17 protein-coding genes are annotated in these 16,474 nt (G+C 41.0%); 1 reads left to right on the top strand and 16 read right to left on the bottom strand.

Going from position 1 to position 16,474, the window contains the following annotated elements:
- Nucleotides 1–249 precede the first annotated feature (249 nt).
- Nucleotides 250–357, top strand: coding sequence for a prepilin-type N-terminal cleavage/methylation domain-containing protein (locus F557_RS23605; RefSeq protein ID WP_019000570.1), 108 nt, complete (start codon nucleotides 250–252; stop codon nucleotides 355–357).
- Between the two features lie 438 nt (nucleotides 358–795).
- Here the strand turns inward: F557_RS23605 and F557_RS0101855 are convergent, their stop codons facing one another.
- The 16 genes from F557_RS0101855 to F557_RS0101780 all read right to left on the bottom strand — a co-directional run bounded on the left by F557_RS0101855 (nucleotide 796) and on the right by F557_RS0101780 (nucleotide 16,465).
- Nucleotides 796–2,550, bottom strand: a complete 1,755-nt coding sequence (locus F557_RS0101855; RefSeq protein WP_019000569.1) for an IS1634 family transposase — start codon at nucleotides 2,548–2,550, stop codon at nucleotides 796–798.
- 400 nt (nucleotides 2,551–2,950) lie between these two features.
- Nucleotides 2,951–3,223, bottom strand: coding sequence for an HPr family phosphocarrier protein (locus F557_RS0101850; protein WP_084761368.1), 273 nt, complete (start codon nucleotides 3,221–3,223; stop codon nucleotides 2,951–2,953).
- A gap of 87 nt (nucleotides 3,224–3,310) precedes the next feature.
- Nucleotides 3,311–4,087, bottom strand: coding sequence for a molybdate ABC transporter substrate-binding protein (modA, locus tag F557_RS0101845; RefSeq protein ID WP_019000567.1), 777 nt, complete (start codon nucleotides 4,085–4,087; stop codon nucleotides 3,311–3,313).
- 12 nt (nucleotides 4,088–4,099) lie between these two features.
- Nucleotides 4,100–4,939: a deoxyribonuclease IV gene (locus tag F557_RS0101840; RefSeq protein WP_026297692.1), complete on the bottom strand. Its 840-nt coding sequence runs from the start codon at nucleotides 4,937–4,939 to the stop codon at nucleotides 4,100–4,102.
- Nucleotides 4,940–4,945: 6 nt separating this feature from the next.
- Nucleotides 4,946–6,778, bottom strand: coding sequence for a glutamine--fructose-6-phosphate transaminase (isomerizing) (glmS, locus tag F557_RS0101835; RefSeq protein ID WP_019000565.1), 1,833 nt, complete (start codon nucleotides 6,776–6,778; stop codon nucleotides 4,946–4,948).
- An 11-nt stretch (nucleotides 6,779–6,789) separates the two neighbouring features.
- A complete protein-coding gene (gene glmU, locus F557_RS0101830) occupies nucleotides 6,790–8,166 on the bottom strand; it encodes a bifunctional UDP-N-acetylglucosamine diphosphorylase/glucosamine-1-phosphate N-acetyltransferase GlmU (protein WP_026297691.1) in 1,377 nt (458 codons plus the stop codon).
- Nucleotides 8,167–8,389: 223 nt separating this feature from the next.
- Nucleotides 8,390–8,848 (bottom strand): F0F1 ATP synthase subunit epsilon, encoded by a 459-nt coding sequence (locus F557_RS0101825; RefSeq protein ID WP_019000563.1) that lies wholly within the window; start codon nucleotides 8,846–8,848, stop codon nucleotides 8,390–8,392.
- Nucleotides 8,849–8,859: 11 nt separating this feature from the next.
- Nucleotides 8,860–10,257: a F0F1 ATP synthase subunit beta gene (gene atpD, locus F557_RS0101820; RefSeq protein ID WP_019000562.1), complete on the bottom strand. Its 1,398-nt coding sequence runs from the start codon at nucleotides 10,255–10,257 to the stop codon at nucleotides 8,860–8,862.
- Nucleotides 10,258–10,283: 26 nt separating this feature from the next.
- Nucleotides 10,284–11,147, bottom strand: a complete 864-nt coding sequence (atpG, locus tag F557_RS0101815) for a F0F1 ATP synthase subunit gamma (protein ID WP_026297689.1) — start codon at nucleotides 11,145–11,147, stop codon at nucleotides 10,284–10,286.
- 23 nt (nucleotides 11,148–11,170) lie between these two features.
- The gene (gene atpA / locus F557_RS0101810) at nucleotides 11,171–12,712 is read right to left on the bottom strand and encodes a F0F1 ATP synthase subunit alpha (protein WP_019000559.1); all 1,542 of its coding nucleotides are present in this window, start codon (nucleotides 12,710–12,712) and stop codon (nucleotides 11,171–11,173) included.
- A gap of 15 nt (nucleotides 12,713–12,727) precedes the next feature.
- Nucleotides 12,728–13,261 (bottom strand): F0F1 ATP synthase subunit delta, encoded by a 534-nt coding sequence (locus F557_RS0101805; protein WP_019000558.1) that lies wholly within the window; start codon nucleotides 13,259–13,261, stop codon nucleotides 12,728–12,730.
- 8 nt (nucleotides 13,262–13,269) lie between these two features.
- Nucleotides 13,270–13,740 carry a F0F1 ATP synthase subunit B gene (locus F557_RS0101800; protein ID WP_019000557.1) on the bottom strand — a complete coding sequence of 157 codons (471 nt, stop codon included), beginning with the start codon at nucleotides 13,738–13,740 and terminating at the stop codon, nucleotides 13,270–13,272.
- 19 nt (nucleotides 13,741–13,759) lie between these two features.
- A complete protein-coding gene (atpE, locus tag F557_RS0101795) occupies nucleotides 13,760–13,990 on the bottom strand; it encodes a F0F1 ATP synthase subunit C (RefSeq protein WP_019000556.1) in 231 nt (76 codons plus the stop codon).
- 30 nt (nucleotides 13,991–14,020) lie between these two features.
- The gene (gene atpB, locus F557_RS18395) at nucleotides 14,021–15,016 is read right to left on the bottom strand and encodes a F0F1 ATP synthase subunit A (protein WP_026297688.1); all 996 of its coding nucleotides are present in this window, start codon (nucleotides 15,014–15,016) and stop codon (nucleotides 14,021–14,023) included.
- A gap of 110 nt (nucleotides 15,017–15,126) precedes the next feature.
- Nucleotides 15,127–15,534 (bottom strand): hypothetical protein, encoded by a 408-nt coding sequence (locus tag F557_RS0101785; protein WP_019000554.1) that lies wholly within the window; start codon nucleotides 15,532–15,534, stop codon nucleotides 15,127–15,129.
- Nucleotides 15,535–15,610: 76 nt separating this feature from the next.
- On the bottom strand, nucleotides 15,611–16,465 hold the full coding sequence (locus tag F557_RS0101780; protein WP_019000553.1) for a ParB/RepB/Spo0J family partition protein: 855 nt from the start codon (nucleotides 16,463–16,465) through the stop codon (nucleotides 15,611–15,613).
- Between the last annotated feature and the right edge of the window lie 9 nt (nucleotides 16,466–16,474).

Genomic DNA, 16,474 nt, shown 5'->3' with positions numbered 1-16,474 from the left:
GGCCGCCACTCCATTCCAGGGCATGCAGCGTTCCGAATGCGGCTTAAGGGCCGTCGCTTTCGTTTGTCCGCCGGGGAGCTTTCTTTCATAATAAAATAATATGAATAGAACTCAATTGATAAAAGATAAAACAGACATGATTAAAACCTCAAAAATAATCATGAGAGATACCTCACTACGATAAATTTATAAAAATGGTACAACCAGAAAACATACTTGACTTCAATAACCAACAACAAAGGAACTTCCATGAAGAATGTAGAATCTGCCGGTTTTACGTTGATTGAGCTAGTTGTAGTCATTGTTAAACTAGTTATTCTGGGAACGTCAGCCGCCCCAGTATTTATAAGGTTTTAGAAGGAGACCGAATAGCAAATCTTAACGGACTCTTGGCCACCATAAAAAATGCCGAATACCTCACCTATGGTATAGCTGAGGACCTGAAAGATTCGCAGCGTACAATGACAGGGCTGCACTATCTATCGGTACAATACCTGAGTCTTGACGGATCGGGCTCAGATACCTGTAGCATATCGAACAGGATGACAGTCTCATTCGGTTACCCAGCAATCCTTAATAACCCACTGTCTATTGAATAAGCAAGACTTATGAAAGCTCTAAATATTGATGCAAAAAAAATACAGATCTTCTGCCGAAAAAATCATGACTGGAAATAAAAAGTCAAGGTTGTGAACTCAAATATCTACATGATGCTGGGGCAATCAGAGACAGAATTACCAGCCTGAAAGTAGGCTGATGAATATCTGTTAAAGTTATCGAAATCTACAAAATTTTTTAACCCATTTTCATCTGCCCGCTGTATCCTATCTTCTCAAAGAATAATCTATCGCGAATCGTTTTTTCAGTTATAAGATTTATGTTCTTATGCTTTTTGCCCGTTAACTGAATTAGGTCAACTGCATCAAACCATTGTAGCACCTCGTTTAAAGATGAATTTTTCAGCCATTTCAACAAGTCTTTTTCCTTGTCAAGGTTATCCTTTAAATCATGTCTCAAGTTCCCGTTAGGCTTGCCGAGTGTTGCCTTCAAATCCTTGATTTTCTTATACAAAAAATCATAGTAACTTAATGCAATAAACTGAACAAACTGCCGCCCCTTTAATCGATCTGTATCCTGCACCCTTGTTTTTTTACCGTCGTTTTTTTGTTTTAACAACTCAAACATGTCTTCTATATGTTCACGTTTACGTCCAAGTTTTAGAAGTTCTGCTGCATCATTAATCTTGTTGGAGCACAGACAGAAGATTCCCTTGTATTTCAGAGCCTCATCGACAGCTTCTTTTCGAAATAAAACCTTAATCACTCCGTTTCTGGTCTTGCTCCAGCTTAAGTAGGTGTTAGCTTTATTCAGTGCTGTTTCGCTTAACTGGTCTTCATTACCTTCTTCTATCAAAGCTTTTAATTGGTACAGTTCCCGAGTAAAATTTCTTTCCGCCTCATAGGCTCTGCTCCTGCTTCGGAATATTCCCAAATAAAGACGAGGAGTTAACTTAATCTTGTCTCCTTTTTTATGGCTGGAACAGGAATATTTTGCAATATAAGACAGTGTTGGTTTGATGGTGATACAGGTGCCGGTTATATCATTATCAAAATCAATAACGTTATTAATATCATCTAACAGTGACAGATTCTGATCTATGCTGTCTTTAACCCATTTACCATCGCTTCTTGTAGCTCGTGTTACAAACTTTATATGATTCTGAATATAGTGGATGATATTCTCCTGTGAGCAAAAGCCATTATCTGTGACAACTGTGGGCTTGGTTACATTTAAATAATCAAGCTGTTTCAATGCATTTTCAACGCAAATGGAATCAGGAAGATTACCTGGCTGTGACCAGTAGGCAAAAGGTTGTTCTGTATTTAGTGAATAAAGGGTAAGAACTTTGATTGTTGGAAGCCCGTCCTTATCTTTGTTAAAGCCGTATCTTGCCTGAGTTAAGCTGTCTGAATATGTGGATATCGTCGTACTGTCATATGCCACGGAATCTCCTGTATCCAATCTTGCTGCTCTGCTTTTAAAATACTCCTGTATAAAACCATCATGAGTCCCCAGTATTTCAAAAACAGCACGGTAAATATCCTCGCTGATCATACAGTCTTTATCAATGCCATGTTTAACCTGCCAGGCGTACATATTTGGCAAGGTATTGCCTTCCGTTCCCACCCAGAATTTTGCAATTGCAGCTATTCTTTCCGCAAGAGAACCGCAGGTACTATCAGGCATTACTTTTTTTAAGTCAGCCTCTATTCCAGAAGCAGAGCCGATCCAGTCTAGAATTGACAACATTCCCATATGAAAACGTACAGGTGTTCTTTTTTCTGTTTGAGGCTTTGCCCTGAATTTAGTCGGGATGATTTCATTATTGCTTTCAGGTGTTATTTTTCCGACCAATTTACTGGACAAAATATCATTCGATCTAGTTTTCGGATTATATTTTACTTTCCGTTCGTAAACATAAATAACCCCATTCGCCTTCTTCTGCTTAACCTGAATAACTCTGGTGTCACCTTTAATTGGTCTAGACATAAAACCCTCTTAATTTAACAGGTGTTTATATGATTATCTATATTACAACATAGTCACCTGTTAAATCAAACTAAAAAACGCAGATTTACTGCGTTTTTACAAAAAATTTTGTGATTTTATCGTAGAAATAATTAAAAAGGTCGTCTTTTGCTTAATAGCAGGTAACCTTTAGTCGACTTTCAGGTTACCAGAAAACTACTCAACAAACGAAGATGGAACCGTACAGTATAACGCTGTAGGATGATATGTTGTCTATGCAAATCCATGTAAGCATTCTGACGGATGTATCAAAAAAAATGACAGCTATCGTAACAACGGGATGCTGACATTCAAAAGAGGGAGTATCACATATGGTACTCCTTTTGTTTTACAGAAAAATGCTACAATTTACCTGTATATGCTAATCAAGTCGGGAAAAAAAATCCTCGACGCGATCTGCAAGCCCCTGGGGTTTCTCGCCTATAAAAACAAAATGAAGAACTTGTCCATAAGCTGCTCTCAATGAAGATACCTGCATCATTGACTTTCCGTCCACATAATCGGAATCTTCACTCACATTCTTTATTTTTACCGTAACAGACGGATCACTCATACATATCTTAACTAGGGAAGTACACGGCCTGACGTGCAGTCCGTGCTTGCTGTTTACGGTAATATCCATTTCCAAGTTCATATAACGCCACCAATTTAAGAAATACTCAAATATATATCAGTACAACATATCCAACTCAGATTTTAGAAAATATTCAAAAATCTGCAATCAATCAATACCGTATTCTCTAAATACATTTTTTACTTCTTTGGACAACAAAAAATCCCTCAGAGTTTCTGCATTTTGTTTCTTTTTAGAACCATTATTAAATAAAACAGAATAGAAATATAAAGGTTCGTGAAACGAATTCGGTATTAAACAATACGATCCCTTTCTTGCTATTGGATTCTTTTTAATCAACACATAAGGAACAAATCCAATCATTACCGTTCCGTTCATAACAAAACTCAATGTCTGAAAATCATTGGCCGCATACAAAAATTTTTCTGACACAGCTTTCTCATCCAGTTCATAATTCCTAAGAGATTGCAAAACTGCATATCCAGTGGGCTGCAACCTAGGATCTGACACACCTATTTTTGCATAAGTTCCTTTTTTCAGAATCCTACACATATCATCAACAATACCGGTAACAGACCACAAAGCCAACTTCGTTGTTCCTACTGGCTTGAGGGAGTTGCGATCTGCAAGTCCTCCAAGAATATACTTCTGAGGAAATTTAAGATCATTTCCAATATAAATATCACAAGATAATTCTCTGTTGGCTATTCTGGAATACAGCTGAGTGGCAGATCCTGATTCAATATCAAAATCCTGCTTGCCCCAAAAACGATCCTGCACCGCCTTAAGAGCATCATAAACTTGCGCTACGGCACATATCCTGACCGGAGCAGAATCATCTGCAGCTAAAGACTCAGGAGCTTCAAGAAGAAAACAAAAAACAACCAGTATAATAAAAAAAACAGAATGCTTAAGCTTCAACATAAACAATTAGAACTAATCTTCAATAAAATTGTCTCTAATAATACTTATTTCATCACGATATCCGTTTAAATCTGGCTGAGGAGTTTCCAGATAAAACGGAAGATTTTTCAAAACAGGATGATTAACCACTCTCATCAGGGCCTCAAAACCAATATACCCTTTCCCTATACACTCATGTCTATCCTTATGAGATCCCAGCGGATTCTTACTGTCGTTAAGATGAATTGCCTTCAGTTTACCGATCCCTATAAGCCTGTCAAACTCATCGATAACAGCATTTAAATGATTGCAAATATCATATCCGCCATCCCAAATATGGCACGTATCAAGACATACCCCGATTTTGTCCCGGTGTTCAACAGCATTGATAATCTCAGAAATTTCTTCAAAGCATCTCCCTATTTCGGATCCCTTTCCTGCCATCGTTTCCAAAAGAACAGTTGTTGTTTGCTCCTCAGAAATAAGCCCATTAAGTGTATCAACAATAAAATGAATCCCTGTCTGAACGCCTTGATTTACATGAGACCCAGGATGAAAATTGTAATAATTTCCCGGAGTATATTCCATCCTTCTAAGATCATCAGCCATCATTTTTTTTGCAAATTCACGTATTCCGGAATCTGCGGAACAAATGTTCATGGTATATGGAGCATGTGCCAGTATTTTGTCTATCCCATATTGGGTGCAGTAGGCACGAAAAGAGTTAATATCATTCATGTCCAATGCTTTTGCCTTTCCGCCCCTAGGATTTCTGGTGAAAAACTGAAAGGTATTAGCACCGATGGTCACAGCATCCTTAGCCATGGAAAGATAACCGGAACTCATTGACAGATGACATCCTATTGTCAGCATACTCCATTACTCCACAGTTACCGATTTAGCTAGATTTCTAGGCTGGTCCACATCTGTTCCCTTAATAATAGCCACGTGGTAAGCCAACAATTGCAGGGGAACTGTATAAATTATCGGGGATATTACATCCGGAACTGTCGGCAGGCTAATAATCTTCATATTACCAGCATCCTGAAAACCGCAATTATCCGATGCAAATACATAAAGCACCCCGCCTCTGGCTCTTACTTCCTGAATATTAGAACGCAGTTTTTCCAAAAGATCATTACGAGGGGCAATTACAATCACCGGCATTTCAGAGTCAATAAGAGCCAAAGGTCCGTGCTTCAATTCTCCCGCAGCATAGGACTCCGCATGAATATAACTGATCTCCTTAAGCTTAAGAGCACCTTCCATCGCTACTGGACACATTACACCGCGTCCAAGAAAAAGTGCGTTTCTCTTGTTCACAAAATCTAGAGAAATCTTCACAATACCGTTGTCCTGCTTAAGAACCTCATTGATATATTCCGGAATTCTCTCAACAGAAGAAACCATTACTCTTTCAGTTTCTGAATCTATTCTGTTCTTAACCTTTCCGATACTTCCGGTAAATAACAGAAGCGCAACCAGCTGTGTCGTAAAAGCCTTAGTAGAAGCAACACCTATTTCTCGTCCTGCTCTGGTAAGAAATACCATCTCAGACTCTCGGACGATAGATGATTCAGGGACATTGCAAATAGCCAAGGAGCCAAGATACCCCTGATTTTTGGAAAGTCTCAAAGCTGCTAGAGTATCAGCGGTTTCTCCGGATTGGGATATTGTGATAAACAGAGTGTCTGGCTGAACGACTGTCTTACGATACCGGTATTCGGAAGCAATTTCTACATCGGCAGTAATTCCTACGTATTCTTCAATCCAAGATTTCGCAATCATTCCGGCATGAAAGGATGTACCACAAGCAACAATCTTCACATGTTCTGTCTTTTTGAATAATTCAGTAGCTCTGGCACCAAAAGAATCAGGTAAAAAGCAACCATTATTCACACGCCCCTCTAGGGTATCCGGAATAACAACACTTTGTTCGTAAATCTCCTTCTCCATAAAATGATGATACTTGCCTTTTGAAGCATCACCGACAGAAACATAGTCACTATTTATCGTAGTTCTTTCAGTTTTATTTCCTTGAGAATCCCAAATTGATATATCAAATCTGGATATATCCGCAATATCACCTTCCTCAAGATAAATAAATCTGTGCGTAACCGGCATCAGAGCCAGAGGATCCGAGGCTACAAAATTCTCCCCAAGTCCCACACCGATCACCACCGGACTTCCACTTCTTATCAACACGAGATGTCCCGGTTCTTTAGTGTTTATAAAAGCAGCCCCGTAAGCACCTTTCAGTTCCCTGACAGCTGTCTTCACTGCAGAAAGCAGATCTTTCTCTGTTCTCAGGTAATAGTCTACTAGCTTTACCAAAACCTCAGTATCAGTATCGGATTCAAATGAAAAACCTTCACCTACAAGCTTATCCTTTATCTCGGCATAATTTTCAATAATTCCATTATGAACTACTGCAATATCCCCTGAAACATGAGGGTGGGCATTAGCCACCGAAGGTACTCCGTGTGTGGCCCACCTGGTATGTGCTATACCTGTTCCGCCCGGTAGCACAGTTTTATTTACTTCACTGGCAAGCTCCCTGACTTTGCCTACCGTACGAATTCTTCTGAGTTTGCCATTGTCAATAACGGCAATACCAGCAGAATCATAACCGCGATATTCTAGACGGCTTAACCCTTCTAGAAGAATCTGCGACACATCCCTCTGAGCCACAGCTCCGACAATTCCGCACATAATGAGATTCCTTAATTCTTCTTATTACCTTTTTCCGGACGCTTCCATCCTGAAATCATTTTCAAGGGAGCTCGCGTGATCACCAGCTGCTTTTCAGGAATGTTTTTAGTCACTGTTGTTCCAGCCCCGATGGTAACACCGTCACCTACAGTAACCGGAGCAACCAATTGAGTGTCAGAACCCACAAACACGTCATTACCGATTTTGGTTTTCCATTTGTTGGCTCCATCATAATTGCATGTAATGGTGCCGGCTCCGATGTTAACGTTATCTCCGATATCACTGTCTCCCAAATAGGAAAGATGGCCTGATTTTGTTCCCTTTCCAAGTTTGGATTTCTTTACTTCTACAAAGTTTCCAACATGAACATTTTCCATAAGTTCACATCCCGGACGGAATCTGGCAAACGGTCCAAGAGTAGCATTTTCACCAATAACAGATCCTTCAATCACAGTATAGGGACTCAGGACAGAACCGTCCTTTATTGTACAATCCTTAAGAACACATCCTGCACCGACAACCACATCATTCCCTAGAAACACATTTCCTTCAACTACTACATTGATATCCAGGAAAGTATTTTCTCCAAAAATTAGATTCCCCCTGACATCAACTCTCGCTGGGTCGGCAACAATAAGACCATCTCTCATATATCCGTCAATTAGACGCTTCTGATAATAACGCTCTGCCAGTGCCAGCTGAATCTTATTGTTTATTCCCCCGCATTCCAAAGAATCTTGTGAACAGTATCCCTCGATAACAATTCCCTCATTTGCAGCCAATCCTATAACATCAGTTAAATAATACTCTTTCTGTGCATTGTGGTTTTGCACCTTTTTAAGAAGTCTTTCCAAATCCTGACAAGACGCCACAATAACTCCGGTATTAACCTCACGAATAAGCTTTTCTTCGAAAGTGGTGTCCTTTTCTTCAACAATTCCTGTTATCTGACCTTCTTCATTCCTGATAATTCTGCCCAGTCCTTCCGGATTCTCAACAACCGCTGTTAATACACCAACACCATCATCAGTAGTCTGATTCAGAAGATTTTTAAGAGTTTCACTTCTTATGAGCGGTATATCAGAAACCAGAATCAAAATTTTGCTGTCTCGAGAACAGAATGGCAGAGCCTGCATTACCGCATGCCCGGTTCCCAATAGATCTTCCTGCCGTACCCAGTTATAAGGTCCCGGAGTAGCTTCTCTCACAGAATCACCACCAAAACCATACACAATATGTATCTGTTTGGGATTTAACGATTCAGCTTCCTGAATAACATGCTGAATAAGAGTTTTGCCTCCAATCCTGTGCAGGACCTTGGGTAAGTGGGAATGCATTCTAGACCCCTTTCCTGCCGCAAGGATGATTATTTCGAGAGATTCAAACATGTTTCCGCCTTAAAAAACTTTCCTATCTTCGTTCGTAACAATAAACTGTACCATTATAAAGAGAAAAACAACCGAATTTTCTGCTACCTGTCCCAAATACGCTTTTATAAAATAGAATAAGACGTTATGACAAGTACGAAAAAGTATATCAGCCCCTTTCTTCAAAATACAAAAAATAAAGCCGCTCTTAGAGAACGGCCTTACCCCTTTTTTATGAAAATATTTACTTAACCCGACCTTTTCTGGAAAGTTCAACAGCCTTAAGCTGAGAAATTGCTCGCGAAAGTTGTGACAGCGCCTGAGAATACCCCTTGTCAGAAGCTGCGTTGGCAAGCATTGCTTCAGCTTCTCTTTTAGCCTCCAAAGCCTTAGATTCTTCAATATCCTCGCCTCTCATAGCAGTATCAGCAAGAATCGTAACACTTAAAGGTTGCACTTCCAATACTCCGCCGCTCACAAAAACAATCTTCCGCTCCCCCTCAGGAGTAGTATACGAAACATTGCCTGACGGTATCGTGGTAAGCAACGGACTGTGTCCGGGAAGGATTCCAAGTTCTCCAATGGCTCCCTTTACATGAACCCTAGCAACAGAACCGGAAAAAATTCTCTTCTCGGCACTGACGATCCGGAGATGCATCTCTCTCTTACCTGATTTGTCAGTCGCTTCTTTGTTCTCTGTCATCGGTCAAATCCTCAAAGCTTCTTGGCGTTCTCAAGCACCTCATCTATGGAACCTACCATATAGAAAGCCTGTTCGGGAATAGAATCGTACTCACCGTCAATAATTCCCTTGAATCCTCTGATGGTATCCTTTAAAGGAACGTACTTCCCTTCACGTCCGGTAAACACTTCAGCTACGCTGAACGGCTGAGACAGGAATCTTTCAATCTTTCTCGCTCTTGCCACAATAAGCTTATCCTCTTCAGACAGCTCATCCATGCCAAGAATTGCAATTATATCTTTGAGTTCCTTATAGCGCTGCAATACACTCTGAACCCCACGGGCTGTTTCATAGTGCTCATTTCCCACAACCAGAGGATCCAGCTGTCTTGATGTTGAATCCAGGGGATCTACGGCCGGATATATACCCAAGGCAGCAATCTGTCTTGACAGAACTATCGTAGCGTCAAGATGAGCAAAAGTTGTTGCAGGACTAGGGTCAGTAAGGTCGTCTGCAGGTACGTATACAGCCTGAACAGAAGTAATGGATCCTTTTGATGTTGAAGCAATACGCTCCTGAAGCTGTCCCATTTCTTCTGCTAGCGTCGGCTGATAGCCTACAGCAGAAGGCATTCTTCCTAAAAGAGCAGATACTTCAGTACCTGCCAGTGTATAACGATAAATATTGTCGATGAACAAAAGTACATCACGTCCCTGATCACGGAATTTCTCGGCGACTGTCAGACCTGTGAGAGCAACACGCAGACGATTTCCGGGAGGCTCGTTCATCTGCCCATATATCATTGAAACCTTATCCAGGACTTTTGACTCCTGCATTTCGAAGTAGAAATCATTACCTTCTCTAGTACGTTCACCGACACCTGTAAACACCGAAAGACCGGAATGAGCTTTTGCAATGTTGTTGATAAGCTCCATCATATTTACAGTCTTACCAACTCCCGCGCCTCCAAACAGGCCTACCTTTCCACCTTTCGCAAAAGGACATATAAGATCAATAACCTTGATCCCTGTTTCCAGAAGCTCAGTGGTGTTAGACTGATCTTCATAACTAGGAGCAGCCCGGTGAATAACCCACTTTTCCTTCTCACCTATCGGACCTCTTTCATCAACAGGTTCACCTAGTACATTCATAATACGGCCTAGAGTTTCCTCACCAACAGGAACCTTAATAGGTTCTCCCGTATCAATAACCTTCATTCCTCGGGATAATCCGTCGGAAGTTCCCATGGTAATGCAACGCACCAACCCACCGCCAATCTGTTGCTGAACTTCCAGAACCAGCGATTTATCCCCTACAACCTCAAGAGCGTTATATACCTTCGGAACCAAATCGTTAGGGAATTCTACGTCCACTACAGCACCGATGATTTGAACCACCGCCCCTTGTGCGGTCTTCTGATTGTCTGTCATGTGTACCTTCTAATATTTCACGTTATCTATACTGCTGCCGCACCGGAAACTATTTCTGTAATTTCCTGAGTAATACCTGTCTGACGGGCTTTGTTGTAAACAAGCTGCAAATCGGAAACTAGTGTATCTGCATTTTCAGTAGCAGCCTTCATTGCAACCATTCTTGCAGACTGTTCTGACGCCAAATTCTCAACAACCCCCTGATATACCATGGCTTCTATATATCTTTTAAAAATCTGATCCAACAAAACTTTAGCATCAGGTTCATAAATATAGTCCCATGTATCTGATTTTACAGATGTCTTATCAGCCTCCGGAATGGGAAGAAGCTGTTCAATCACCGGAGTTTGTACCATAGTATTAACAAAACGGTTGTAAACAAGACACAGTTTATCAATCTCATGATTGTCAAAAGCTTTAAGCATCAGTCTTACAGATCCGATAAGACTTTCCACTGAAGGATTATCCCCCATGCCGGAAGCATGAGCCAGCGTCTTCACCCCCACATGGCTGAAAAAACCAATTCCTTTGCTCCCTATTACTGCAATAGAGCTATTAATGCCTTTATCATCATCGTTTTTAATCTGATTCAGAACCAGCTTAAATAGATTGATATTAAGGCCTCCACAAAGGCCTCGGTCAGTGGAGACAATAATGTATCCGACATTGTTTACTGGACGGTCTGCAGTGTATGGATGTTTGTACTCCAAATGCCCCAATGCGATGTGCCCGATCAATGTTTTCATGGTCTGAGCATAAGGTCGGCTTTGGCTCATCTTGTCCTGGGCTCTTCTCATCTTAGACGCTGCAACCATCTGCATTGCTTTGGTGATCTTTTGTGTACTTTTTACACTCGCGATCTTAGTTCGAATTTCCTTGGCACCTGCCATATCCGCTCCTTATACCGAAACTATCAAAAAGTCTGAGTTTCCTTAAACTTTGTTAAAACATCGGTAAGTTTCCCGACAACATCATCGTTGTAAACAGGATTATCCTCAATGTCTTTCATAAGATCGGCATATTCGTTACGGGCATAGTTTAGGAGAGCAACTTCAAACCCTGCAACCTTTTTGAGCTCAACATCCTCAAGAAAGCCTCTTTCAACAGCAAACAAAAGCAAAGCCTGTTCCGCAACAGTCAATGGCGAATACTGCTTCTGCTTCATAAGTTCTGTAACCTTCTCACCGTGATTCAGCTGCTTTCTAGTAGCTTCATCAAGATCAGAAGAGAACTGAGAGAATGCAGCTAGCTCCCTGTACTGAGCCAAAGCTGTTCTGATTCCGCCTGATAGTTTTTTGATAATCTTTGTCTGTGCTGCACCGCCTACACGTGATACTGAGATACCAGGATCAACTGCAGGTCTGATGCCAGCATTAAACGACTGAGTGGTCAGAAAAATCTGTCCGTCCGTTATTGATATAACGTTTGTCGGAACAAATGCCGAAACATCTCCTGCCTGTGTTTCTATAATCGGAAGGGCGGTCAAAGAGCCGGTCTTTCCCTTTATCTGTCCCTTGGTTACGGATTCAATATACTCAGCATTCACACGAGCAGCTCTTTCCAGCAGACGGGAATGGAGATAAAACACGTCTCCGGGGAATGCTTCACGCCCAGGCGGACGACGCAACAGAAGAGAAATTTGACGATAAGCAACAGCATGCTTGGAAAGGTCATCATAAACAATCAGCGCGTCTTCACCGTGATCTCTGAAATACTCCCCCATAGCACAACCAGCATAAGGAGCCATGTACTGAAGGGCGGCGGTATCGGATGCAGATGCGACCACCACAATGGTATTTTTTAAAGCGTCATGCTCTTCCAGTTTTCTAACCACATTGGCTATTGTTGAAGCTTTCTGGCCGATAGCCACATAAATACATTTAACGCCGTAGTTTTTCTGATTGATAATTGTATCTATGGCCAGTGCAGTCTTGCCTACCTGCCGGTCTCCTATTATCAGCTCACGCTGCCCTCGGCCAATTGGTATCATAGAATCAACAGACTTATAACCAGTCTGAATAGGCTGATCCACTTTATAACGGGCAATAACTCCTGGAGCAATAACATCAACAGGAGCAAAACCATCATGGGAAATGGCTCCCTTTCCGTCTATAGGATTTCCAAGAGTATCCAGAACGCGTCCCAAAAGTCCAGAACCTACAGGAACCTGGAGAATCTTGCCTGTACATTTTACCTTCATCCCCTCTGTCAGATCTCCAGAAGGACCTAGAACAATAGCACCTACAGAATCCCTCTCCAGATTGAGGGCAAGACCGTATCGGTTTCCCGGAATTTCAATCATTTCTCCGGACATAACACCGCTTAAACCGTGAATACGAACAATGCCGTCGGATACTGATACAATGGTACCTTCGTCCTTGCTTTCGGCAGACACGGAAAATTGAGAGATCCTTTGTTTTATAAGATCTACAATCTCTGTTGAATTTAACTGCATATGATATTCCTTGGGTTACGAACCAAGCGACACAATCAGTCTGTTAAGACGTGTGCGTATGCTGGCATCAAAAACCTGATCCTTAACCTTCACCGTAAAACCGGCCATCAAAGAAGGATCTGTTGCTGTCTTTATAACTACTGATGATACTTTGAATTTTTGCTGGATTTTCTCCTTTATTGACGCCAGTACATTCTCTGTCAGAGGTCTCGCAGAAGTAACAACAGCGCAAACAGAATTGTTTTTGGCTTCAACATAATTCAGGTATTCAGATAGAATGTAGGGAACCAGTTTAAGTCTCTTATTTTCAAGAAGCAGTCTGAAAAAATTGGTCTGTTTTTCATCCATATACTCCATGAGAATATCGGAAGCATATTTAACGGTATCATCAGCAGACATAACATCAGCCTTGTCGGCAATGCCAGAATTTTCTATCAATGCCGAAAGGGCTGTAAGATAAGATTTCCAGGAATCAAGAGCGTTATTTTCATCTGCATATGAAAACGCTGCTCTTGCATAAGGCCTGGCCACTGTTAAATCGTCAGCCATAACAATCCTCAGAAATTCTTCAGTGCTTCGTTAACCAAAACCTCATCAGACTTGGAATCCAGCTTTCGCCCTAAAATTTGCTCCGCACCAGCAGTCGCAAGTTCGGCAATCTGCTTACGAAGCTCTTCTCTGGCCTTGTTTTGAGCAGTCTCGATATCAGCTTCCGCCGATTTGATAATCCGAGCTTTCTCATTCTTGGCTTCATCCTGGGCAGCATCAATGATCTTAGTCTTCTGACTTTCAGCCTGATCAATAATCTCCTGAGCCTTATCTTTGGCATCAGCGATAATCTTTTCGGCATTTCCCTGGGCCAAAGCAACACTCTGTTTAGCTCTGGCAGCTTCTTCAAGACTGTTCTTTATCTCAGTCTGCCTGTCCGTAATATATTTCAGAACCAGAGGCCAAATCCATATCATACAGACGAAGGCAAAAATCAGGAATGCCACCATCTGCAGTAAAAAAGTTATATTGAAACTCACAATACAACTCCTTTGTTAATTAGACGGCAAACAATAAATAAAGTCCCAACCCCACGCCTATCATAGGAATAGCATCCACAAGCCCCATTACAATAAAGAAATTGTTGCGCAGAGTAGTGAGATAATCGGGCTGACGAGCGGCTCCCTCCAGGAATTTGCCGCCGAGAATACCAATTCCAATGGCACCGCCTATTGCAGCAAGCCCCATCATGATACCAGCAGAAAGAAACGCAACAGCTTGAAGCTCCATAAATCACTCCTTTTTTGGTTTAAGTCTCAATTAATCTTCCTTGGCACTCGCCATTGAAAGATAAACAATGGTAAGTACCATAAAAATAAAAGCCTGCAGGGTAATAATCAGAATATGAAAAACAGCCCATACAATATCAACTAATATCCCAGGAATCCATCCTAAATTTAAAGAACAGAATTGGGCAGACAGTAATACTGTAATCAATATAAAAATTATCTCACCAGCATACATATTTCCAAAAAGTCGCAATCCCAATGAAAGAGGCTTTGACAGTAATGATACGACTTCAAGACAAATGTTAACCGGCATCATATAAACACTATTAAACGGGTGTCTAGTATAGTCTTTTATAAATCCCTTAATGCCTTTGTACCTGATTCCATAGATGATAATAAGCAAGAATATAGAACAGGACATGGCAAGCGTAATGTTGACATCTGCAGACGGCACTAGCCGCACATAAGGTATCCCCACATATGAGCATAACTGAGGAATAAGATCCACAGGGATGAGATCCATTAGATTCATCAAGAATACCCACATGAACACTGTTAGAGAAAGCGGTGCTATCAGTTTATTCTTTACCTGAAACATGCTTTCCACAGTATCATTGACAAAGGTTACCACTAATTCGATAACAGTAAGAAACTTGTTAGGTACCTGATTCTTACTCCGGACAGAGACTCTTATAGCAGCCCAGAATAATGCGAGAAATACAAAACCTAGCCCCGTGGATATAAGAGAGGAATCCAAGTTAATAACATTAGGAGCAAAAATAGGTTCTTTTGTATTCTGCTCCATAACTGGCACACATTTTCCAGATCCTAGATCAGAAAACTTGCAATCAGAGGCGTGCAGCTTCTCAAGGCACTGTTCCTCTAATCCAGGTTTAGTCACACACTTGTTTGCCAGACCATCTCCGCACAGGCATTCATTGTATTCATAAACGCTCTCAACTTTTTTGCTGTTGAGGACAATACCCGTACTGAGATCCACCTGTAAAAATTTAAGATGGTGAGTTATATACTCCTTGGAGTTGTAACCGGCAGAAGACTCCGTAGAGCTATTTTGTTCTACCTGAGAAGTTTTTTCGGTATTGTTCTGTATATTTTCAGTCATAGATCAACCCTGATTTACCGACAGCTTTTTCTGACAAATGCCACAAAAAGAGTAATCATTTCCACTACAAGAGCGCAAAAAAAAACAACAACTGATAATTCAATAAACTTTAAACAAATTGATACCATCATGGCAAACAGAACATACATTAAAAGCTTTCCGAATAAGGCTTCAGCAAAAACCAACGAAGCGCTGAACCTTCTGTGTTCAATTGAAGCCATGCTCAGATAAGCGATTTCCGGAATCAGTACTGCAGAGCCCCCTAAAAAACCGGAATAGAAAGCTCTTGCCGCCATTTCCTGACTTCCGGTTCCCAACCTGAACACTACCGGCCAAATGCTAATCTGCATCAAAAATAAAAAAAACAGTACCCTTATGGTATTGTTCTTGAGTTCCTGAACAGAACAGTCCGGTTTATTCATAGGTTTAACACGTCTGTTATTTTAAACTCTAAGGTTCATTTATAAATTTATTGGATCTGTGTTGAAAAATCAACAATTAAAGCTTTAAAAGATCTTTAATCTTTTGAAGCTCCTCAATGTTTGAGTAGCTTAATATTATTTTTCCTCGATTTTTGCCAGAGTTCACACATTTAACATTAAATTCAGATAAATTCTTTGACACAGTTTCCTGAAAACTGTCAAAAACGGGATCTTCCTTTTTCTCTTTTTCTCTTTTAGGAGCGATAACTGATTTCACGTAATCTTCAGTCTTTCTTACAGTCATTTCCTTTTGAATAACCGTAATGGCTGCCTGTTCCTGCAATTCCTTGTCTTCTATGCCTAAAAGAGCCTTAGCATGACCAGCTGTTAAATCGCCATTCACAAGAAAACTTTTTACCTTGTCAGAAAGGGCATTCAGACGCAGACTATTTGTAATACTGGAACGTGATTTTCCTAAGGTTTTTGCCAGATCTTCATCAGTGCAACCAAGATTCTCTTTCAGTCTTTCCAGTCCCTGAGCTTCTTCCATAGGATTTAAATTTTCACGCTGAATATTTTCAATGAGTGCTATCAGCATTGCATCTCTGTCTGGAACATTTTTGACAATACATGGAACCTGAGACAACCCTGCTACTTTTGCAGCCTGCAATCTTCTTTCACCAGCGAGAATTTCATACTGCCCATTGCCGATAGGGCGTACCGCTATAGGTTGAATAATCCCTTGTGATTTTATTGACTCCGCAAGTTCTGTAACTGTATCCAGTTCAATTTCAGCTCTGGGCTGAAATTTACCTCTGAGAAGACAGGAAACATCGATTTCTCTGAGCCCTTCAGGCGAACCAAACTGATTGTTTGACGAATTTGTGTTTTGTTGCAGCAAGGCATCAAGCCCACGACCAAGTCCGGCCATATCTCCTCC

Origin of the sequence: Succinimonas amylolytica DSM 2873 (assembly GCF_000378405.1) — a bacterium.
GTDB lineage: Bacteria > Pseudomonadota > Gammaproteobacteria > Enterobacterales > Succinivibrionaceae > Succinimonas > Succinimonas amylolytica.
Note: the sequence above shows the minus strand (reverse complement) of the source record. Positions and strands in the feature narration are given on the sequence as shown.